This is a genomic window from Stenotrophomonas sp. JAG2 (assembly GCF_041080745.1).
Lineage (GTDB): Bacteria > Pseudomonadota > Gammaproteobacteria > Xanthomonadales > Xanthomonadaceae > Stenotrophomonas > Stenotrophomonas maltophilia_AA.
Genome location: NZ_JBEUMH010000013.1, coordinates 36104 through 56025, shown reverse-complemented (window position 1 = coordinate 56025; position 19922 = coordinate 36104). Strand labels below are relative to the sequence as shown.

Genomic DNA, 19922 nt, shown 5'->3' with positions numbered 1-19922 from the left:
TCCCTCCCCGTGATCCGTTGCCGAGTACGTCATGAGCACCGACCGTTTCGTTTCACCCGACGATATCCGCAGCCTGTTCGCCCAGGCGATGTCCACCATGTACCGCACCGAGGTGCCGCTGTACGGCACCCTGGTCGACCTGGTGGCCGAGATCAACGACGCCGTGCTGACCGCCAATCCGGCGCTGGCCGAGCAACTGGACCGCACTGACGAACGTGCCCGCCTCGACCAGGAACGCCACGGCGCGATCCGGGTCGGCACGGCGGAAGAACTGGCCACGCTGGGCCGCCTGTTCGCGCTGATGGGCATGTACCCGATCGGCTACTACGACCTCTCCGTGGCCGGCGTGCCGGTGCATTCCACCGCGTTCCGGCCGCGTACCGCGCAGGCGCTGGCACGCAATCCGTTCCGGGTGTTCACTTCGCTGCTGCGGCTGGAGCTGATCGAGAACGTCGCGCTGCGCGAGCAGTCCGCTGCCATTCTCGCCAAGCGCCGGATCTTCACCGATACCGCGCTGGCCCTGATCGCGCAGGCCGAACGCGAGGGCGGCCTCGACCAAGCCGATGCGCGACGCTTCGTCATCGAGGCGCTGGAGACCTTCCGTTGGCACGGCGATGCCACGGTATCGCTGGACACATATCACGCGCTGCATGACGCGCACCGGCTCATCGCCGACGTGGTCAGCTTCCGCGGCCCGCACATCAACCACCTGACCCCGCGCACGCTGGACATCGACGCCGCGCAGGCCGGCATGCTCGCGCGTGGCATCGACGCCAAAGCGGTGATCGAAGGTCCGCCACCGCGCCGCTGCCCGATCCTCCTGCGCCAGACCAGCTTCAAGGCGCTGGAAGAGACCGTGCACTTCCCCTCGGGGGACGCCGGCGATGCCGGTACGCATACCGCGCGCTTTGGTGAGATTGAACAGCGTGGCCTCGCCCTGACGCCCAAGGGCCGCGCGCTGTATGACCAGCTGCTGGCGCAGGCGCGCGACAGTGGGGGTGCCGGCAGCACCGGCCAGGATTACCCGACCCGCCTGGCCGCGGCGTTCACCGCTTTCCCGGATGACCACGACACCCTGCGTCGCGAAGGCCTGGGTTACTACCGCTATGCCCTGACCGAGGCCGGTCGTGCCAACCTGGGTGCGGTGGGTGACCTGCCGGCCGAAGCGCTGATCGCCGCCGGCCTGGCCAGTGCCGATCCGATCGTCTATGAGGACTTCCTGCCGGTCAGCGCCGCGGGCATCTTCCAGTCCAATCTCGGTGGCGACGAACAACGCGCTTACGCCGCACATGCCAACCGCGATGCCTTCGAGCAGGCGCTGGGCATGAAGGTGGAGGACGAGTTCGCGATCTACGAGCGGCTGCAGGCCGAGTCGCTGGCAACGCTGCGCAACGCGTAATACCCGGGTCGCGTGCGCCACGACCAACGGTCGTGGCCTACCGGTGAATCCCGCGGGTGGGTATCGACCGGCTATCCCGCGGGTGGGTATCGACCGGCTATCCCCCGGTAGGTACCGACCGTTGGTCGGTACCGTGCAGCATCAGGCCTTCATCGTCCCGGTATCCAGCCACCGCTGGTGCCACGACAGCGCTTCCGGCAGCAGGTGCGGGGTGTGCTTGCCGTAACTCTCACGGCTCGCGCGGTCGAAGTAGTCGTTCAGCTGGTCGCGGAAATCCGGATGCGCGCAGTTGTCGATCACCACCCGCGCGCGCTTGCGCGGGGTCAGGCCGCGCAGATCAGCCAGGCCCTGTTCGGTGACGATCACCGAGACATCGTGTTCGGTGTGATCCACGTGGCTCACCATCGGTACGATCGCCGAAATGCTGCCGTTCTTGGCCGTCGACGGGCTCAGGAAGGCAGACAGGAAGCCGTTGCGCGCGAAGTCGCCCGAGCCGCCGATGCCGTTCATGATCCGGCTTCCCATTACGTGGGTCGAGTTGACGTTGCCGTACAGGTCGGCTTCGATCATGCCGTTCATGCCGATGCAGCCCAGGCGGCGCACCAGTTCCGGGTGGTTCGAAATTTCCTGCGTGCGCATGATGATGCGCTCGCGGTAGAAATCGATGTGTTCCTTGAAGGTCTCGTTCGCCTGCGGGCTCAGCGCGAAGCCGGTGCACGAGGCATAGCTCAACACGCCGTCGCGCAGCAGGTCGAGCATGCCGTCCTGGATCACCTCGGTGAACGCACTCAGATCGCGGAAGCCGCTCTTGGCCAGCCCGGCCAGCACCGCGTTCGGGATGTTGCCCACGCCGCTCTGCAGCGGCAGCAGGTTGGCCGGCAGGCGGCCCTTGGCCACTTCGTGCTTGAGGAACTCGATCAGGTACTGCGCGATCTGCTCGCTGGTCGTATCGATCGGGCTGAACGGGCTGTTGCGGTCCGGGCCGTTGGTGCGCACCACCGCCACGATCTTGTCCGGGTCGCAGCGCAGTGCGGTCTCGCCGATGCGGTCGTTGGCGTGCACCAGTGGGATCGGCTTGCGGTGCGGCGGCAGCGCGGTGCCGTAGTAGATGTCGTGCATGCCGTCCACGCCGGCCGGCTGCCACGCGTTGACCTCGACGATCACCTTCTTGGCCAGATCCAGCCAGGTCTTGTTGTTGCCGACCGAGGTGGAGGGCACCAATGAGCCGTCCTCGCGGATCGCCGAGACCTCGATCACCGCGGTGTCGATGTCGCCATAGAAGCCGAACCACACGTGCTGGGCGACATGGCTGAGGTGGATGTCGATGTAATCCAGCTTGCCCTCGTTGATGCGGTTGCGCGCATCCGGGTCGCTCTGGAAGGGCATGCGCATCGCGATGCCATCGGCCTTGGCCAGCGCGCCGTCCAGCTCCGGCGCGGTCGAGGCGCCGGTCATCAGGCTGATCTGGAACGGCAGGCCCTGGGCGTGCACCGCCTCGATGCGCTGCGCCAGCGCGACCGGCACCGCCTTGGGATAGCCTGAACCGGTAAAGCCGCTCATGGCGACGGTTTCACCCGGCTGGATCAGGGCGGCGGCAGCTTCGGCGGAGACAACGCGGTCACGCAGACGCGCGTTTGCAATGCGATCGACAGACATGACGACAACGTTTTTGGGGGGATCCCCATTATCGGCGATCCACGCAGGGGCAGGGGTTCTACCTTGGTGGGATGGCGTTTTCACATCGGCGCCTCCCTGTTCAGCTTTCCGGCCTACTTCTGTACCCGCAAGTATTGTTTTGCAGTGCAGCGTGCAAGTTCTCCGCCGACCCTAGAAGATCGACCTGCATCCCGACGTGGGGGAGGGAGCAGAGCCCGCTGGCAGTTCGCTGCAAGCGGGCTTTTTTATGTCTCGCCTCCGGAACATCGGGGCGCCGATGGGGTTTCGCGCGTCGACACGCGCCCGGGCATGACCGCTCAACCGGTGAACACGCTTCTGCCCTGCAGGGCGACCCGCGCCGGGCATAATCCCCTCATGCCGATTTCCGACCTCGCCGCGCCCGCGCGCGTCCCCGACGCCCTTGTTCCCCTGGTCGACCGTGCGCTCGCGCGGCTGGCCCTGTCGCTGACCGATGCCGGGCACTGGCCGCCGCCGGGCCCCGTGCTGGACACGCTGCGCGCGCTGGCCGTCACCAGCGACTTCGCCATCGACACCCTGTGCCGCCAGCCGACGCTGTTGCCGCACCTCACGCAGGCAGGCTGCCCGCCGTTGCCGCTGCCCGAGCTGGACCCGCTGCAACCCAGCGAATGGCAGCAGCGCCTGCGCCGCTACCGCACCGCCGCCTCCACCCGGTTGATCTGGCGCGACCTGACCGGGCTGGATGACGTCCCGGCCACGCTCGCCGGCGCTACCCGGCTGGCCGAAGAGTGCCTGCAGTTGGGGCTGTCCGCGCTGGAGCAGGAATTCACTGGCCGTCATGGCGTTGTCCGGGCCGCCGACGGCAGCGCGCAGCAACTGGTCGTATTCGGGCTGGGCAAGCTGGGCGGTGGCGAACTCAATTTCAGCTCGGATGTGGATCTGGTCTACGCCTACCCGCAGGGCGGCGAATCCGATGGCGCGCGCCCACTCGCGGCCGAGGAATACTTCGCGCGCCTCGGGCAGCGCCTCGCGCGGCTGCTGGATGACACCACCGTGGATGGTTTCAGCCACCGCGTCGATCTGCGCCTGCGCCCGTTCGGCAATGCCGGCCGTGTCGCGCTGTCGTTCGCCGGCATGGACCAGTACTTCCAGCGCGAAGGTCGCGACTGGGAGCGCTACGCCTGGCTGAAGGCGCGCGCCGTGGCCGGGGACATCGCCGCCGGTGAAGCCTGGCTGCAGACCCTGCGCCCGTTCGTCTACCGCCGTTATCTGGATTTCACCGCGCTCGATGGCCTGCGTGAGATGAAGGCCGCGATCACCGCCGAGGTCTCGCGCCGCGAGATGCACGACGACATCAAGCGTGGCCCCGGCGGCATCCGTGAAATCGAATTCCTCGCGCAGGCGCTGCAGCTGATCCGTGGGGGCCGCGAGGCGCCGCTGCGCGAACGCCGCCTGCTGCACGCGCTGCCGGCGCTGGTCGCTTCGGGCCAGATGGCCGAGCAGGACGGCGCCGACCTGCTGCATGCCTACGGCTTCCTGCGTCGGCTGGAAAACCGCCTGCAGATGCTGCGCGACGCACAGACCCACGCGCTGCCCACCGATGCCACCGACCGCCTGCGCATCGCCGCCGGCCTCGGTTACGAGGACTGGGACGCGCTGGTCGCCGCGCTCGACGTACAGCGCGAGCGGGTCAGCACCGAGTTCGCCGCCCTGCTTGCACCGCGCCGCGGCCAGGCCGCGCCGGATGCACTGGCCAGCTACTGGCGGGGCCTGCCCGACAACGGCAGCGCCGAGGTACTGGCCGAGGCTGGCTTCTTCGATGCCGGCAGCGCCGATCAATCCCTGCGCGATTTCGCGCAGAGCTCCGGGGTGAAGTCGCTGTCCGATGCCGCGCGTGCGCGCCTGGACCGCGTGCTGCCGGCGCTGCTGCACGCGGCCACCCGCTCGCCGCAGCCGGATGCCGCGCTCAAGCGCGTGCTCGGCCTGCTGCAGGCGGTCCTGCGCCGCACCAGCTACCTCGCCTTGCTCGACGAACAACCCAGCGCACTGGCGCGGCTGGTCGACGTGCTGGCGCGCAGTGCACTGCTGGCCGAGCGGCTGGCCGCCTACCCGTTGCTGCTCGACGAACTGCTCGACGTGCGCGTCTCCGGCCCGATGCCGGATGCCGCGGGCATGCAGGCCGAGTGCGATGTCGCGCTGACCATCGATGATCCCGAAGGCGCGCTGCGCCTGCTCAACGAGACCCGGCTGGCGCTGAGCTTCCGCATGGCGATGGCCACGCTGGACGGCCGCCAGCGCGCCGTCGACACCACGCGACAGCTGGCCGAGCTCGCACAGGCGGTGGTCGTCACCGTACTCGCGCTGGTGCAGGCCGACATGCAGCGCCAGCACGGCGGCATACCGGGCGGACGTTTCGCGATCATCGGCTACGGCAGCCTGGGCGGACTGGAACTGGGCTTCGGCTCGGACCTGGATCTGGTCTTCCTGCACGATCACCCGGCCGGGCAGGACAGCAGCGATGGTCCGCGCCCGCTTGATCCTGGCCGCTGGTACGCACGCCTGGCGCAGAAGGTGATGGCGATGCTGGGCGCGGTGACCGCCGCCGGCCGCCTGTACGACATCGACGTGCGCCTGCGCCCGGACGGTGGCAAAGGTGCCCTGGTGTCTTCGCTGGCCAGCTACACCGAGTACCAGCGCGAGCGCGCGTGGACCTGGGAGCACCAGGCACTGGTGCGTGCCCGTGCGATTGCGGGCGATGCCTCGCTGCTGGCCGATTTCGAACGGGTGCGCGCAGACACGCTGGCGCGCCCGCGCGACAACGCGGTGCTTTACGCCGATGTGCTGAAGATGCGCGCCCGCATGCGCGCCGAGCTGGACCGCAGCGACGCCGCGCGGCTCGATCTGAAGCAGGGCGCGGGCGGCATCGTCGATCTGGAATTCCTGCTGCAGACCGGTGTGCTGGACAGTGCCGGCATGCATCCGCAGGTGGTGCTGCCGCGCGATACCCCGAGCCTGATCGACGCGCTGGCCGATATCGCGTGGCTGCCCGGCGGCACCCGGGATGGGCTGCACGAGGCGCATGCGGCACTGCTGGACGTGGGCCTGGCCTGCACGCTGGACCGCCGCCCGCGCCTGGCACCGCCGACGCCGGCACTCGAAGCGGCACGCGCGATGATCATCGCGGCGAGCGATGCAGCGGGGTTGCCGTTCCAGGCGCGGATCGACGTCGCGCCCTGACGCCGGTTTGCCCGGGCATGGACCGCATCGATCGGGCATTTACCTTGCATCGCTCGGGCATCGACCTTGCATCGCTCGGGCACCTGTAGTGCCGGCCGCTGGCCGGCTCCCGTGAACCCTGCAGAGCCGGCCAGCGGCCGGCACTACCGACAGCGATCTTCGACCGACAGCGCCTTCCGACCGACAGCGCCACACCGGGCGGCCGGCGCAGATGTCACACCGCGCGCGGCGCCATCTTCCACAGCAACGCGCGGAACGGCGCCAGCAGGAACACGCCGATCGTCAGCTTCACCGCAAGATCGCCGAGCGCCCAGCTCACCCACGGCAGGCTGGAGCCGGCAAACGCGATGCTCCAGAAAATCGTCGTATCCAGCGTCGCGCTGCAGGTCGTCGCCACCATCGGTGCGCGCCACCAGTGCCCGCGGCGCAGCCGGTCGAACACGGTGATGTCCAGCAGCTGCGCGGCGATGAAGGCCAGGCACGAGGCCACCGCGATCCGCGGCGTGGCGATCCAGATCGACAACAGCACCGCCAGCGCGAAACCTGCCCACGCCACCCGCCGTGCCGCCGCCGGACCAAAGCGGCGATTGATCAGATTGCTGACCAGGAAGGCGACCGGGTAGCTGAAGGCGCCCCAGGTCAGCCAATCATTGATCGGGTACTGCACCAGCACGTTCGAGCCCAGCACCACCGCGCCCATGGCCAGCACCGCCAGCAGCAGCGAGCGGGGGGTCAACGGGGCAAACGCAGTGGCAGGACGCGCGGACATGGCGAGCCGGAAAAGTCGGGGAACAGCGGATTATCCGGGCTTGGCCGGCCCAGGGCCAGCCCGGGCCGGTTCAGTCAGAAGCGTTCGCTCATGCTGGTCGCCGCCGCATCCTGGGTCGGCAGGAACGCCAGCGCGGCACCTCCGGCATCGGCCACCATCCAGCCCGCACCGGCCGGGGTCGGGGTGAAAGCCAGCACATCGCCCACCTTCACGCCTGCCGCCGGGTTGTCGGCACGCGCGGGCCATGCCACCACCGCCGGTGCATCCGGGGCCTGCGGGTTCTTCAGCTCCACCTCGTAGCTGCCGTCCGGCTGGTGCGTCACGCGCTCCACGGTGAGGGGCGGCATCGGCGCGGCCTTCTGCCGTTTCGCGGCCCGGGCGGCGCGGTTGTGCGGCATGGAGGCGTCATGCAGTTCGCTCACGCCCAGCGCGCTGAGCCAGACCGGTGCGGTGATCACCGCCAGGCTCACCACCGACGTCGTGAGGACGCTGCTGGTGACCGGCGAGGCATTGCTGAGGTTCTGGGCGCTGACCGGCAGGCTGGCCGTGAGCAAGGCCAGCGTCAGCAGTGGCGCAACGGCAGGACGGGACATCCGGTTCATTCAGTAGCTCCACGAGACAGTGGACAGCGAGGGGTTACCAACGTGCACTCGGCTGCGCCGCCGCCGCATCGATGGGCAGGAAGGCCAAGGCCGTGCCCTCGGCCGTGGTCACCGTCCAGCCGGCGCCGCCCTGGGTGGGCGTCAGCGCCAGGACATCGCCCACCGCCACCGCTGCTGCCGGGTTGTCCTCGCGCGCAGGCCAGGCAATCACGGCCGGTTCGTCCGGTTCCTGCGGGTTCTGCAGGGCCATTTCGATGCCGCCTTCGGGCGTGCGTTCCACCTTCTCCACGGTGAGCGGCGGCAGCGGACCGGCTTTGCCACGTGCGTCCTTGGCCGCGCGGCTGCGTCGAGCGGAGGCATCGCTGGCCCTGCTGAGGCCGGCCGAGACCAGCCACACCGGTGCGGTCACCACCACCACGCTCACCACCGAAGTGACGATGACGCTGCTGGTCACCGGGTGATTGATGCCCACCACCTGCGCGGGCGCGGGCAGGCTGGCCGCGCATACGGCAATGGCCAGCAGCGGTGAAACGACTCTGCGCGAAACACGTGTCATCGAAGATCCTTCTAATGTCTCAACATGGGTCCGCAGTATGCCCGCTGGCGTGCTGCCTGCCGCTGACTCACGGTTTGGGTGCGGTAATGCCCTTGACCGGCACATGCGGCACGGCCAGTTCCTGCTGCAGGCTGCTGCGCAGCTGCAGGAAATCGAAGATCGACTCCACTGTCACCACCGAGTAGTTGCCGGAAAGGCGCTCGCTGGCCGGGTGGTCGGTAACGGCCGCATTGGGCACGAAGAAGCGCGCGCCGAGCCGCTTGGCCACGCCGATGTGCAGCGTGCTGGGCGTATACATGTGCCGCTGCAGCCATTCCTGCGCCTGGGTACGGTTGACGATCAACGTGCGCTCTTCCACCTGCGCCATTGCCGCGCCCAGGACTTCCAGCACCCACTGGTTGGAATTCTGGTATTCGGTGCGGAACGGATAGGCCACCACGCTGTAGCGTGCTTCGTGCAGCGCCTTCGCCTGGATCGCCGGCTGGGTGAGCATCGCCTTGAGCGCATCGCGCACGGCCGGGGTGGGGACCCCGATGCGCAGATCGGTATGGCTGGAGGTCTCGCCGATGAAGGTGGCAACACCCTCGCGGAACAAGTGCGACTCCGCGGTCTTGCAGGGATTGAGCAGATGCACTGCGCGCCATTGGCCATCCTCCTCGCGCATCAGGAAGGCCAGGTGGCTGTGGCGCAAGCCGTACTTGCTCAGGTCCTGGCCGCCGCGGGCGATCAGCACCACGTCCACGCCCTCGAGGGCGTCCAAGGCGTCCGTGGTGGCCAGCGCCACATCGAACATCGAGGCCAGCGCGGCGGGCGTGGGATAGCGTTCGGTGCATTGCGGCTCGGCGTGTGCGGTCAGCGCAGCGCCCAGCAATACCGCGCACAGCAAGGCAGGGGAAAAGCGCTTGCGCAGGGCAGCGAAGGGTACATCCATGTCACACAGTCTCCGGCGGCACCGGCCGCGGCCGCATCATAACGCTGTGCAGGACGTCAGGCGTGGATGCCCAACCGCGCGCGCACCTCTTCGGCAACGCGCGTGGTCTCGCGCAGCGGTTCGATGCGGCCGTCCTTCTGCCAATCCAGCCAGCGCAGCTGCAGGCGGCCACGCTCGCGCAGCGCGCCCTGGAAGTGCGCCAGTCGTCCCTGCGCCTGATCGGCCAGGGCGACGGCCACCGGCATGCGCGTGGCGCAGGCTTCGGAGAGCAGGTTCACCGAATCCGGCGACACCACGACGCGATTGGCCCAGCCGAGCAGGCCGGCATAGGGATTGACGCCATCACCGCCGTCGCCCCAGATCACGTTCGGCACATCGGCGAACGCACTGCGCAGCGCGCCGACCAGCGCCGGGGGCGTGCGTCGCGAGGTCGTAGCCAGCAGGCTGCCTCCCTCCGCGCGCAGCTGCGACGCCAACTGCTGGAATACCTGCACCATGTCCGGCTCATGCCAGGGTGCGTGCGGGGTCGGCCCGCCGACCAGCAGCGCGGTGCGCGGGCCGGGCAGGGCGCTGAACGTCGCGAAGGCGGCACGGCCGCAGGCCAGCCAGTCATCGTTGACCGGATTGAGGCTGCCCAGCAGGGTGAGCACGTTGCCACCGCGCAGGCGGTCGTGTTCGGGGACGACCAGCAGGTCCCAGTGGCGCGGGCTGAGGCGGGGATCGAGGATCTGCACCACCCGGGTGCCACGGCGGCGCAGTTCGCGCAGCGCCCCGGCAGCCTGGCGGCCACAGCCGATGGCCAGCTCCGGGACCTCTTCGGCCAGCGCGGCGAAGGCCTCGCCGTAGCCGGCGGCGGCGCCCGGCAACCAGCGCGGGGCCAGCCAGCGCCAGGGCGCGCGCGGCGTGAGTACCAGCGGACGATGCGCCCCCAGCTTCAATGCCGTGGCCAGGGCCACCGCCTGCCGCACATTGCCGGCACGGCCGTCAGTGATCGTCCAGGGCGGACTCCATCGTTTCACGTATGGCATTAATTCGTTTCAGTCAGGCTGGGTGTTGCAACTGTCGCGACACTCTACACTGCCAGCCTTCGCCGATCGCGCGGTCGCCCTGCCACGGTAGCCGATGCGCGAACGATTCCCCTTGTTTCCGGAGGCTTCATGTCCCACGTCCTTGACGATGCTGCGCTCGATCAGTTGTTCCGTACCGCCCGCACCCAGAACGCCTTCCTCGACAAGCCGGTCGAGGACAGCCAGCTGAAGGCGCTCTATGAGCTGCTGAAGTGGGGCCCGACCGCCGCCAATGGCAGCCCGGCGCGCTTCGTGTTCGTGAAGTCCCCGGAAGCCAAGGCCAAGCTGGCCCCGGCGCTGTCCGAAGGCAACCACGACAAGACCCTGGCCGCCCCGGTCACGGTGATCGTCGCCTTCGACGAAGACTTCCACGAGAAGCTGCCGTTCCTGTTCCCGCACACCGACGCCAAGGCGTGGTTCGACGGCCCGCGTGAAGGCCGTACCGAAGGCGCGTTCCGCAATGGCAGCCTGCAGGGCGCCTACCTGATCCTGGCCGCCCGCGCGCTGGGTCTGGATGCCGGCCCGATGTCCGGCTTCGACAACGCCAAGGTGGACGAAGCCTTCTTCAAGGGCACCGCGATCAAGTCGAATTTCCTCGTCAACCTGGGGTACGGTGACGCCTCGGGCCTGTTCCCGCGGCTGCCTCGCCTGTCGTTCGACGAAGCCGCCCGCATCGCTTAAGCGTTACCGCCGGATCGTGGCCCATCCGTGCGGATAGGCTGCATGACCTTTGCTTCTTTTCCCTTCGAATCGAGAGAGACCTGACATGACCGTGACCCGCAAACTGCTGCTGCCGCTCGCCCTGACCCTGGCCATCGCCGCCTGCTCCAAGCCGGCCGACGAAGCCGCTGCCCCGGCTGCCGACGCGCCGGCCGCCACCGAAACCGCCGCCCCGGCTGCGGACGCTGCTGCTGCCGCTGCCGCCCCGGCTGCCGATGCGATCCAGATTGCCTCGGGCACCTACAAGCTCGACCCGACCCACACCGACGTGCTGGTCCAGTGGAGCCACTTCGGCTTCTCGCACCCGACCGCCCACTTCGGCGCGGCCGAAGGCACCCTGGTGTATGACGCGGCCGACGTGACCAAGTCGACCGTCGAAGTGAAGCTGCCGCTGACCGGCCTGAACAGCTTCACCGCCAAGTTCGACGAGCACCTGAAGAGCGCCGATTTCTTCGACGCCGCCAAGTTCCCGGCCGCCACCTTCAAGAGCACCAAGGTTGAGGCCAACGGCACCAACAAGCTGACCGTCACCGGCGACCTGACCATCAAGGACATCACCAAGCCGGTGACCCTGGATGTCACCGTCAACGGCGGCGGCGAGCACCCGATGGCCAAGGTGCCGGCGGCGGGCTTCGATGCCACCACCACCATCAAGCGCAGCGATTTCGGCGTCGGCGCGTACGCCCCGAACGTCAGCGATGAAGTGAACATCCGCATCACCACCGAGGCCACTGGCGAAAAGCCGGCTGCCTGAGTTTCTCCTCACTCGTCGTGAGAAGGCAGAAAGCCCGCCAATTGGCGGGCTTTCTTTTTGCGCGGTTGCAACCTAACAGCGGTAGCCACCCTGAAAGCGGTAGCCACCGACCGTTGGTCGGTGGGGCGCCAACCGTGAGCCGCAAACGATGACCGATGAGTTACGAACGGTAGTGCCGGCCGCTGGCCGGCAACCAGGAATCCCGCCGAAGCGCAGCCACGCATGGCGTGGCTCTACCGGTGATGGGACCGGGTAGATCCACGCCACGCGTGGATATCAGCGCGATCAAGCCGCCGCTACCGGCGCGATGATCACCCCGCCGCCACCTGCGCGCTCACCTTGCCGAGCCACAGCGTGGTGAAATCGGTCGGCGTCCGCCGTGCCGGTGCACTCAATCCGCTCTCCCGCAGGAATGCATGCGTCGCCTGCGCGAACGCTTGGCGGGCCAGCAGCGCGGCCTGCTTCACCGAGGCCTGCTGCTTGCGCAGCTGCACGATCTGCAGGCTCGGCTTACCGGGCATCGCGTACTTCTGGTAACGGCGCAGCTCATCGGCGACCAGGTCGATATCGATGTTCGCCTGCACCAATGCTGCCTGGGCGCGGGCCAGCGGGATCAGGGCGGTGCGCAACGGGGCGATGTTCCCGCCCACGGAAGGCGCCAGCGCCGCCAGGGCGGCGTCCAGCGCGGGATCGGCGCGCTCGGCGCGGTCGATCAGATCGGTCAGTGCCGAAAGAGGAGAGGCTTGCATGAAAAGGCACCGGCACAAAACGCGATTGTCGCATCCGTGGCCGGTGCCCGTCGCGGGCTCAGTCGTCGTGGTGCTCACTGCCGTGGGCCTTCCAGTAGCCGGTCGAGCGGATCCAGTCCTTCGGCACGCCCAGGTGACCCTCGATGTACTTGCGCATCATCCGGGCCCGGCGCGACTCGGCCGCGATCCAGTAGAAGGTGTCGCCCTCCGGTTCCTCGAAATCGGTCAGCACGTCTTCCAGCAGGGTGCTGCTGGCGGCGTCGAAGCCGTTGCGCTCCAGCCACGAGATGCGGATGCAGTCGTCCTCCGGCAGCTCCTGGCGGTCGCCGGATTCCGGGATCTCGATGTAGACATCGGCGTTCGCACCCTCCGGCAGCGTCTCCAGCCAGCGGCCGATCGCCGGCAGCGCGGTTTCATCGCCGATCAGCACGTAGGTGTCGAAGTCATCGGCGGTCATGTGCGAGCCGCGCGGGCCGCCGACGGCGATCGCATCGCCCGGCTGCGCGTTGGCGGCCCAGGTCGAAGCCAGGCCGTCGCCATGCATGACGAAGTCCAGCGCCAGCTCGTTGGTCTCCAGATCCCACCAGCGCGGGGTGTAATCGCGCGAGGGGGAGGGCGCCTGGCCTTCCGGGTAGCGCGGGCCTTCCGGGGTCATCGTCGGGACCACGAACTGGCCCTCGGCGTTGGGGAAGAACAGCTTGACGTGGTCGTCCGGCGAGGGCGAATCGAAGCCTTCCAGCGCCTCGCCACCGACGATCACCCGGCGCATGCACGGGCTGATCTCTTCGGTGCGCAGCACCTGCAGCGGGCGGAACTTCACGGTATGACGGAGCAGTCGGTTTTCATGCAGAGCCATGGGAATACCTGGATCAGTGCCGCAGCGCGGCGTTGAGAGAGAAGGACCTGGCGGGCGGTGGCTGGCTGGGTCTGAAACGAAGAGGGAAGGTCAGCGGCCCTGCGCACGGATGTGCGCGGCGGCCTCGCGCAGCGCTTCGGCGACGGCAGCGGCGTTGTCGTCCTGCCAGCGGCCGTGGCACAGGCCCAGCGCGTGCTTGAGCTCGCGCAGCGCATCGCGCACGGACGGCGGCAGGTTGGCCTTGGTGATCGTGCGCGCGCTGTCGCGCACCCGGTGCACCGCTGCATCGACCTCGTCGCGCTGCGCCTCCAGCTCGGCCTGGCCCAGCGCGCTGAGCGCGTAGCGTTTGCGCCCACCGTCCTCGACCGCGCCGACCCAGCCGGCCGCCTCGAACTGCGCCAGTACCGGGTAGATCGAGCCGGCGCTGGGCGTGTAGACCCGCACGAACATGTCGCTGATCAGCTGGATCAGCTCATAGCCGTGGCGCGGCTGGTCGGCCAGCAGCGACAGCACCAGCAGGCGCAGATCGCCACGGCTGAGCGGCCGGGCGGTCAGCGGGCGGGCAGGGCGGTCGAGATCGCGCGGAGAGGTCATTTCGATATATCGAATGCAGTGACGGAACGATATATCGAAAACTCCCGTTCGGCCAGCCGCGGCGCACGCATGGCAGGGATGCGTTCAGGTGAATCCAGCGTGCGACGGTGCGTGCTTGTGATGGAACACTGCGCGCCCTCCTGGCCGACGAACGCGGCCGATGATCCACGCCGACGCACCCTGGAACGCCTTCCCGCCGCGCACGATCCACGCCAATCGCCTCTGCCGCAGCGGCTGCGCTGTCCAGCGGTGTCCTGTTGACGCGCCGGTGTCATCGCCGCCGGGCAGGCTGAAATGCAGCGTGGAACCTTCAAGCGCGGTCCGCGCGCTGTCGCCTGCTGTCCTTCCGGACACGCCCGGATGGTTCCATACGCAACCGTAGCGAAGTAAGCAAACCCCTTGGTGCGCTACACTTTGCGGCTAGAAATCTAAAACAGTCGCGCGCGTGCGTGCGGTCATGGGAGCGCAAATGAACTGGTTGAACGAGGTGCTGAACAACGACCCGAATCCTGTGGAAACCCAGGAATGGATCGAGTCGCTGAAGGCCGTTATTGATGTCGAGGGCCCCGAGCGCGCGCATCAGCTGTTGGAAGGCATGGTGGAACTGACCCGTCGTTCGGGTGCTTACCTGCCGTTCTCTCCCACCACCGAGTACGTGAACACCATCGCGCCGACCCTGGAGGCCAAGAGCCCGGGCAACGCCGAACTGGAATGGCGCATTCGTTCCATCATCCGCTGGAACGCGATGGCGACCGTCGTGCGCGCCAACCGCAAGCCGGGCGACCTGGGCGGCCACATCGCCTCCTTCGCCTCCGGCGCCACGCTGTATGACGTGGGCTTCAACCACTTCTGGCGCGCCCCGAGCGAAGACCACCCGGGCGACCTGCTCTTCATCCAGGGCCACAGCGCCCCGGGCATCTATGCGCGTTCCTTCCTGGAAGGCCGCATCGACGAAGCCCAGCTGGACAAGTTCCGCATGGAAGTCGACGGCGGTGGCCTCTCCAGCTACCCGCATCCGTGGCTGATGCCGGATTACTGGCAGACCCCGACCGTGTCGATGGGCCTGGGCCCGCTCGCCGCGATCTACCAGGCGCAGTTCCTGCGTTACCTGGAAAACCGTGGCCTGATCGAGAAGTCCGACCGCAAGGTGTGGTGCTTCATCGGCGACGGCGAGAGCGATGAGCCGGAAACCCTCGGCGCGATCGCGCTGGCCGGCCGCGAAGGCCTGGACAACCTGATCTTCGTGGTCAACTGCAACCTGCAGCGCCTCGACGGCCCGGTGCGTGGCAACGGCAAGATCATCCAGGAACTGGAAGGGGTATTCCGTGGCGGCGGCTGGAATGTCATCAAGCTGCTGTGGGGCGGTTACTGGGATGCCCTGCTGGCCAAGGACACCAATGGCGTCCTGCGCAAGCTGATGATGGAAACCGTCGACGGCGAATACCAGAACTGCAAGGCCTTCGGTGGCGCGTATACGCGCGAGCATTTCTTCGGCAAGTACCCGGAAACCGCTGCGATGGTCGCCGGCCTGTCCGACGACGATATCTGGCGCCTCAACCGTGGTGGCCACGATCCGCACAAGGTGTACGCCGCCTACCACCAGGCCGTGAACACCAAGGGCATGCCGACCGTGATCCTGGCCAAGACGGTCAAGGGCTACGGCATGGGCAGCGCGGGTGAAGCACTGAACCCGACCCACCAGACCAAGAAGCTGGACGACGATGCCGTCCGCCATTTCCGCGACCGCTTCAACATCCCGGTGACCGACGCACAGCTGGCCGATGGCCAGGTGCCGTTCTACCACCCGGGCCCGGATTCGCCGGAAGTGAAGTACCTGCAGGAACGCCGTGCCGCCCTGGGTGGCTACCTGCCGCAGCGCCGCCGCAAGGCGACCAAGAGCTTCAACGCACCGAAGCTGGAAAGCTACGAGCGCCTGCTGAAGTCCAGCGGTGAGCGCAGCTACTCCACCACCATGGCCTTCGTGCAGAGCCTCAACATCACCCTGCGCGACAAGGAACTGGGCCCGCACATCGTGCCGATCGTGGCCGATGAAGCCCGTACCTTCGGCATGGAAGGCCTGTTCCGCCAGATCGGCATCTACGCCCCGTTCGGCCAGAAGTACAAGCCGGTCGATGCGGACCAGCTGATGTTCTACCGCGAAGACCAGAGCGGCCAGGTGCTGCAGCAGGGCATCAGCGAGCCGGGTGCGATCAGCTCCTGGATGGCTGCCGGTACCAGCTACTCGGTCTCCAACGTGCCGATGCTGCCGTTCTACATCTACTACTCGATGTTCGGCTTCCAGCGCGTGGGCGACATCGCCTGGCAGGCCGCGGACATGCGTACCCGTGGCTTCCTGCTCGGCGGCACCGCCGGCCGCACCACGCTGAACGGTGAAGGCCTGCAGCACGAAGATGGCTTCAGCCATATCGTCGCCGGTGGCATCCCGAACGTGCGCAGCTATGACCCGACCTTCGGCTTCGAAGTGACGGTGATCCTGCAGCACGGCACCAAGGCCATGATGGAAGATCAGATTGATGAGTACTACTACATCACCCTGATGAACGAAAACTACACCCACCCGGAAATGCCGGAAGGCGCGGCCGAAGGCATCGTCAAGGGCATGTACCTGCTCACCGACGCCGGCAAGCCGAAGAAGGGCGAGCTGCGCGTGCAGCTGCTGGGTTCGGGCACCATCCTGCGTGAAGCGATTGCCGCGGCCGAGCTGCTGGACAAGGACTTCGGCGTGACCGCCGATATCTGGAGCTGCCCGAGCATCAACGAACTGCGCCGCGATGGTTTCGATGCCGAGCGCTACAACCGCTTCCACCCGGAAGCCGAACAGCGCAAGGCCTACGTGACCGAGCTGCTGGAAGGCCGCCAGGGCCCGGCGATTGCCGCGACCGACTATGTGCGTGCGTATGCGGACCAGATCCGTGCGTTCGTGCCAATGTCGTACACGGTGCTGGGTACGGATGGCTTTGGTCGTTCGGATACCCGGGCGAACCTGCGTCGCTTTTTCGAGGTTGACCGGTACTACATCGCGCATGCCGCGATTGCGGCGCTGGCGAAGGAAGGGAAGATGACGGGTAAGGATGTTGCCCGGGCGATCAAGCAGTACAAGATTGATCCTGAGAAGGCTAATCCGGTTGGGGTTTGACCTTTTTAACGTATGAGATGGAAAGCAAAAGAGCCGCGTATGCGGCTCTTTTGCTAACAAGGGGCCGCATCACCCCATACGTATCGCTTGGCTCTGGGATTCACGAACGCGGGCGTCCAGTTCCTGCTGCGTGGTCTGTGCCAACGCCTGCTGCTGCCGCTCCTGACCGGCGACGTCCAGCTGCCGCATGGACTGCTCCACCGGCGTCTGCACAGCGACATCGGTCGGCATTGAAGCGCGGCGATGCGCCGGGTCGGCCAGTTCGCCCTGGACAACAAAGACATTTCGGCCAGCAGGGCTATCCGAGGTCTGCGAACTCAGCAGCACGTGGTCGGCGCGTTCCAATCCATTCTGTCGCGCCAGCGCAACCACGCTTGCGGTCAGGCGCTCGCTGGTCTCGTCCGGAGTGCGACCTTGCTTGGCGTCGATGGCGGCAACGCCTTCGCGGACCTGCTGTACCAACGCGTAGTCCGGGTGGCCGGGGCCGATGTCGGCCAAGCGGGTAGGTGCTTGCCGCTCGCCCGGCACGCCATCAAGGGATGCGGTCATCGGGCTGCGGGTGATCGTACGGTACGGATCATCCTCATGGAACTGAGTGGCCTTCTGCTGGCGTTCCAGGCGCACGTCGCGCGCATCGTTCAGTTCGGCGATCCGGGCCGGATTGATCTCTTCCCTCATAGAAAGGTGGCCGCCGCCGGTGCTCACATTGGCCCACTTTCGTTCGCCTTCGAAGTACATGGCGTAGTAGCTGTTGCCGCCGATCACGTTGGGGTTGGTCGAGGAGCGGCCTTCAAGAAACTGGGCGGCCTCCGTCGCGCCGAGCTTGGCCAGGTATTCCCCACCGTCCACCAAGCCCATTTGATCAATTGCGTCATATCCTGTCTTGCCCACACGGATTGCGCCGACGTAGTCGTTGTCGAGCATGTTCGTCCAGATCTGCTCGAGCTTTTGAGGTCCGCTCTTCTCGAGGGCGGCCTGCAGCAGGACACGGGGCGTCCAGCAGTTGGGATCCAGCTCGTGAAGGTCAAACGCGCGGTCATGCGCTCTCATGACATCCTTACCAGGGAGGTTCAGCGCCTTGTCAGGCTGCTTCTGTTCCATCCAGTAGCTGCGGAGTTCAAGGTCCTGCTTGAGCAGCGTTTGCCCAAAGTCCTCCCACTGGCGCTCACTAAGCTCGGCATTGGGGTGACGCGAACCACTGTCGTGCTGAGTCTTTGCATGGTCCTGTGCATAGGTGTTTGCCACCCGGCCGGGCAGGCTATCATTGCGAACCACGCCCAGTGCGAGCGTGCCATAGCCGTCCGCGCCCGGCAGCTGAGAGAGGTAATTCCAGTACAGCTCCCGGTTTCCGGCGTCCGCATAGCTGCTCAAAATTCTGATGTCGCGCTGAGTCAATCCACTCATTTACTACTCCCTGTAGATGCTTGATTCACTTGGCCTTGCTGCTGGCCAAGAGGTCACGCACTGCGTCTTCCATGCGCTTCCAGTCTTTCAGGAATGCTCGCTTGTAGTTCAGGGTGATCGAAAGTTTGTTCTCAACATCCGAGAAGTAGTGGACGCAACCAGCGGCTACTGAACCCTCTTCATGGATGACCTGCTGACCCTCCAGCCGTACACCATCGCTGCGGAATTTGGTGCTGTCGCACTTGATGAAGGTCGTGAGGTTGCCGTTCGGACCGCGTGCAACGTACCAGTCATCCTCGAAACCCGGATTGCGGGTATGCGACTTGCGGTAGCGGGCTTCGTATTGCTCTGAGTACACGGCCATCTTCGCTTCGTCGATGGCGTAGGGAGTCAGCCCCATCGTCTCAGGCTGGGCGACGCGCAGGTCCAGGCGATCCTTGGGATTTCCACGCTCCACCGAGTCAGCCTCGGTGACAGCCTCATTGGAAGACAGCCGTTCCAGTGAGGTTTCAATGGGAGCGCTGTCGATGTAATCGATAGAGACCGCGATCTCATTGCGGAAGTCATTCGTCCGGGGATTTGCCCGAGCGCCTGGCGCAGTGGGCTTCATGTCCGGCCACTCAAGGATCAGGCTCACACCTCCACCGGGCCAAGGCGCAATCTGGCTATCCAGGTAGTTGGCCGGGATGCGGAAGGTATTCGGCCCAAGCTCTACGTCGACCGATGCATCGGTGTAGGTGTGCCCATTGATGGTTCGACCGGTTTCAGTTGCTTCCGACATCTTCGAGTTCCCTTTCTGATCTGTAGGCGGCGTTCGTGCACAGGCGCTGGCGCTCAGGACAACGGCGAGTGCAGCCGTGAGGCACCGCCCGGATGACATCACGCTCATGGGCCATTCCATTGCATTGGATGGGGCAACTATAGAGGAGGTGCCGGTAGGGCTCCAGCTGGTCTCGAGGTGTTGAACGCACGTGAAGAATGCGCATGCAAAATTCAAGAGGATACGGTTCGAGAGATTGTCGTGCCGCTGAGGTCAGGTGAACGGGTTAACAGAATGCGCCGCTTCTCAGGTGGTACGGTCTGCAGCAAGCAACTGACATCGGTTGGTACCTGCACAAAAGGGTAGAAGCGCATGAAAACACCAACAGCCGCATGCATCCTGCTTTTGATCGCCACTCGCTTGGGTGCGGCAGAGCCACCTGCGCCACCACTGAACGCCGCCGTGAAGCGCGTGACGTCTTCAGAGGCCGTCGACGAGGCAGCAGCAAGCCGGCGCATCGCTGAGAGAAGGGCGCTGGCGCCCGTGAACGCGGCGCTGGTGCAGGAGTTCGGCGACCGTTACGCAGGGCGCGTGATCACGCGGGATCCCCTGGGGATGACAGTGCGCCTGAAAGGCGCCGGCGCCGTGCCTGGCCGCATCGTGGCCACAGCGATGGGGCCTGCCCAAGTGCGGTTTGTACCGGGGGTACGGCATTCAAGCAAGGACCTGCAG

The 19922-nt window shown here is 66.7% G+C and carries 16 protein-coding genes; 5 read left to right on the top strand and 11 right to left on the bottom strand.

Annotated elements, in window-relative coordinates:
- Positions 1–31: 31 nt before the first annotated feature.
- Positions 32–1399 carry a VOC family protein gene (locus AB9O74_RS15805; RefSeq protein ID WP_369349893.1) on the top strand — a complete coding sequence of 456 codons (1368 nt, stop codon included), beginning with the start codon at positions 32–34 and terminating at the stop codon, positions 1397–1399.
- Positions 1400–1540: 141 nt separating this feature from the next.
- Here the strand turns inward: AB9O74_RS15805 and AB9O74_RS15800 are convergent, their stop codons facing one another.
- Positions 1541–3055 carry an acetyl-CoA hydrolase/transferase family protein gene (locus AB9O74_RS15800; RefSeq protein WP_354274069.1) on the bottom strand — a complete coding sequence of 505 codons (1515 nt, stop codon included), beginning with the start codon at positions 3053–3055 and terminating at the stop codon, positions 1541–1543.
- Between the two features lie 375 nt (positions 3056–3430).
- Here AB9O74_RS15800 and glnE point away from each other — a divergent pair, with 375 nt between their 5' ends.
- Positions 3431–6271, top strand: a complete 2841-nt coding sequence (gene glnE, locus AB9O74_RS15795; RefSeq protein ID WP_369349892.1) for a bifunctional [glutamate--ammonia ligase]-adenylyl-L-tyrosine phosphorylase/[glutamate--ammonia-ligase] adenylyltransferase — start codon at positions 3431–3433, stop codon at positions 6269–6271.
- A gap of 214 nt (positions 6272–6485) precedes the next feature.
- Here the strand turns inward: glnE and AB9O74_RS15790 are convergent, their stop codons facing one another.
- From AB9O74_RS15790 to AB9O74_RS15770, 5 genes are all read right to left on the bottom strand, one after another.
- On the bottom strand, positions 6486–7040 hold the full coding sequence (locus AB9O74_RS15790) for a queuosine precursor transporter (protein ID WP_176990514.1): 555 nt from the start codon (positions 7038–7040) through the stop codon (positions 6486–6488).
- Positions 7041–7114: 74 nt separating this feature from the next.
- Positions 7115–7642, bottom strand: coding sequence for a hypothetical protein (locus AB9O74_RS15785; protein WP_369349891.1), 528 nt, complete (start codon positions 7640–7642; stop codon positions 7115–7117).
- A gap of 34 nt (positions 7643–7676) precedes the next feature.
- A complete protein-coding gene (locus AB9O74_RS15780) occupies positions 7677–8198 on the bottom strand; it encodes a hypothetical protein (protein WP_369349890.1) in 522 nt (173 codons plus the stop codon).
- A gap of 67 nt (positions 8199–8265) precedes the next feature.
- Complete coding sequence (locus AB9O74_RS15775) at positions 8266–9129, bottom strand: DUF2145 domain-containing protein (RefSeq protein WP_369349889.1); 864 nt, start codon at positions 9127–9129, stop codon at positions 8266–8268.
- Positions 9130–9185: 56 nt separating this feature from the next.
- Positions 9186–10157: a mitochondrial fission ELM1 family protein gene (locus tag AB9O74_RS15770; protein ID WP_369349888.1), complete on the bottom strand. Its 972-nt coding sequence runs from the start codon at positions 10155–10157 to the stop codon at positions 9186–9188.
- A 129-nt stretch (positions 10158–10286) separates the two neighbouring features.
- Here AB9O74_RS15770 and AB9O74_RS15765 point away from each other — a divergent pair, with 129 nt between their 5' ends.
- Both AB9O74_RS15765 and AB9O74_RS15760 read left to right on the top strand, forming a co-directional pair.
- Positions 10287–10877 carry a malonic semialdehyde reductase gene (locus AB9O74_RS15765; protein ID WP_176990511.1) on the top strand — a complete coding sequence of 197 codons (591 nt, stop codon included), beginning with the start codon at positions 10287–10289 and terminating at the stop codon, positions 10875–10877.
- Positions 10878–10962: 85 nt separating this feature from the next.
- Positions 10963–11670, top strand: a complete 708-nt coding sequence (locus tag AB9O74_RS15760; RefSeq protein ID WP_346479326.1) for a YceI family protein — start codon at positions 10963–10965, stop codon at positions 11668–11670.
- Between the two features lie 311 nt (positions 11671–11981).
- On the opposite strand, the gene AB9O74_RS15755 is transcribed toward AB9O74_RS15760, so the two are convergent.
- The 3 genes from AB9O74_RS15755 to AB9O74_RS15745 all read right to left on the bottom strand — a co-directional run bounded on the left by AB9O74_RS15755 (position 11982) and on the right by AB9O74_RS15745 (position 13869).
- Entirely contained in the window at positions 11982–12419 is a 438-nt protein-coding gene (locus tag AB9O74_RS15755; RefSeq protein WP_176990509.1) for a hypothetical protein, read from the bottom strand.
- Between the two features lie 58 nt (positions 12420–12477).
- A complete protein-coding gene (locus AB9O74_RS15750; RefSeq protein WP_369349887.1) occupies positions 12478–13275 on the bottom strand; it encodes a siderophore-interacting protein in 798 nt (265 codons plus the stop codon).
- 90 nt (positions 13276–13365) lie between these two features.
- A complete protein-coding gene (locus AB9O74_RS15745) occupies positions 13366–13869 on the bottom strand; it encodes a PadR family transcriptional regulator (protein WP_176990507.1) in 504 nt (167 codons plus the stop codon).
- Positions 13870–14338: 469 nt separating this feature from the next.
- Here AB9O74_RS15745 and aceE point away from each other — a divergent pair, with 469 nt between their 5' ends.
- Positions 14339–17026: a pyruvate dehydrogenase (acetyl-transferring), homodimeric type gene (aceE, locus tag AB9O74_RS15740; RefSeq protein ID WP_369349886.1), complete on the top strand. Its 2688-nt coding sequence runs from the start codon at positions 14339–14341 to the stop codon at positions 17024–17026.
- A 69-nt stretch (positions 17027–17095) separates the two neighbouring features.
- Here the strand turns inward: aceE and AB9O74_RS15735 are convergent, their stop codons facing one another.
- Positions 17096–18430 (bottom strand): XVIPCD domain-containing protein, encoded by a 1335-nt coding sequence (locus tag AB9O74_RS15735; protein ID WP_369349885.1) that lies wholly within the window; start codon positions 18428–18430, stop codon positions 17096–17098.
- 25 nt (positions 18431–18455) lie between these two features.
- Positions 18456–19319 carry a hypothetical protein gene (locus tag AB9O74_RS15730; protein ID WP_369349884.1) on the bottom strand — a complete coding sequence of 288 codons (864 nt, stop codon included), beginning with the start codon at positions 19317–19319 and terminating at the stop codon, positions 18456–18458.
- Positions 19320–19922: the final 603 nt, after the last annotated feature.

Bases quoted from the DNA above. Each gene is read 5' to 3' on its own strand.
- AB9O74_RS15805 (WP_369349893.1), top strand. From the start codon at position 32: ATGAGCACCGACCGTTTCGTTTCACCCGACGATATCCGCAGCCTGTTC.
- AB9O74_RS15800 (WP_354274069.1), bottom strand. From the start codon at position 3,055: ATGTCTGTCGATCGCATTGCAAACGCGCGTCTGCGTGACCGCGTTGTC.
- glnE (WP_369349892.1), top strand. From the start codon at position 3,431: ATGCCGATTTCCGACCTCGCCGCGCCCGCGCGCGTCCCCGACGCCCTT.
- AB9O74_RS15790 (WP_176990514.1), bottom strand. From the start codon at position 7,040: ATGTCCGCGCGTCCTGCCACTGCGTTTGCCCCGTTGACCCCCCGCTCG.
- AB9O74_RS15785 (WP_369349891.1), bottom strand. From the start codon at position 7,642: ATGAACCGGATGTCCCGTCCTGCCGTTGCGCCACTGCTGACGCTGGCC.
- AB9O74_RS15780 (WP_369349890.1), bottom strand. From the start codon at position 8,198: ATGACACGTGTTTCGCGCAGAGTCGTTTCACCGCTGCTGGCCATTGCC.
- AB9O74_RS15775 (WP_369349889.1), bottom strand. From the start codon at position 9,129: ATGGATGTACCCTTCGCTGCCCTGCGCAAGCGCTTTTCCCCTGCCTTG.
- AB9O74_RS15770 (WP_369349888.1), bottom strand. From the start codon at position 10,157: ATGCCATACGTGAAACGATGGAGTCCGCCCTGGACGATCACTGACGGC.
- AB9O74_RS15765 (WP_176990511.1), top strand. From the start codon at position 10,287: ATGTCCCACGTCCTTGACGATGCTGCGCTCGATCAGTTGTTCCGTACC.
- AB9O74_RS15760 (WP_346479326.1), top strand. From the start codon at position 10,963: ATGACCGTGACCCGCAAACTGCTGCTGCCGCTCGCCCTGACCCTGGCC.
- AB9O74_RS15755 (WP_176990509.1), bottom strand. From the start codon at position 12,419: ATGCAAGCCTCTCCTCTTTCGGCACTGACCGATCTGATCGACCGCGCC.
- AB9O74_RS15750 (WP_369349887.1), bottom strand. From the start codon at position 13,275: ATGGCTCTGCATGAAAACCGACTGCTCCGTCATACCGTGAAGTTCCGC.
- AB9O74_RS15745 (WP_176990507.1), bottom strand. From the start codon at position 13,869: ATGACCTCTCCGCGCGATCTCGACCGCCCTGCCCGCCCGCTGACCGCC.
- aceE (WP_369349886.1), top strand. From the start codon at position 14,339: ATGAACTGGTTGAACGAGGTGCTGAACAACGACCCGAATCCTGTGGAA.
- AB9O74_RS15735 (WP_369349885.1), bottom strand. From the start codon at position 18,430: ATGAGTGGATTGACTCAGCGCGACATCAGAATTTTGAGCAGCTATGCG.
- AB9O74_RS15730 (WP_369349884.1), bottom strand. From the start codon at position 19,319: ATGAGCGTGATGTCATCCGGGCGGTGCCTCACGGCTGCACTCGCCGTT.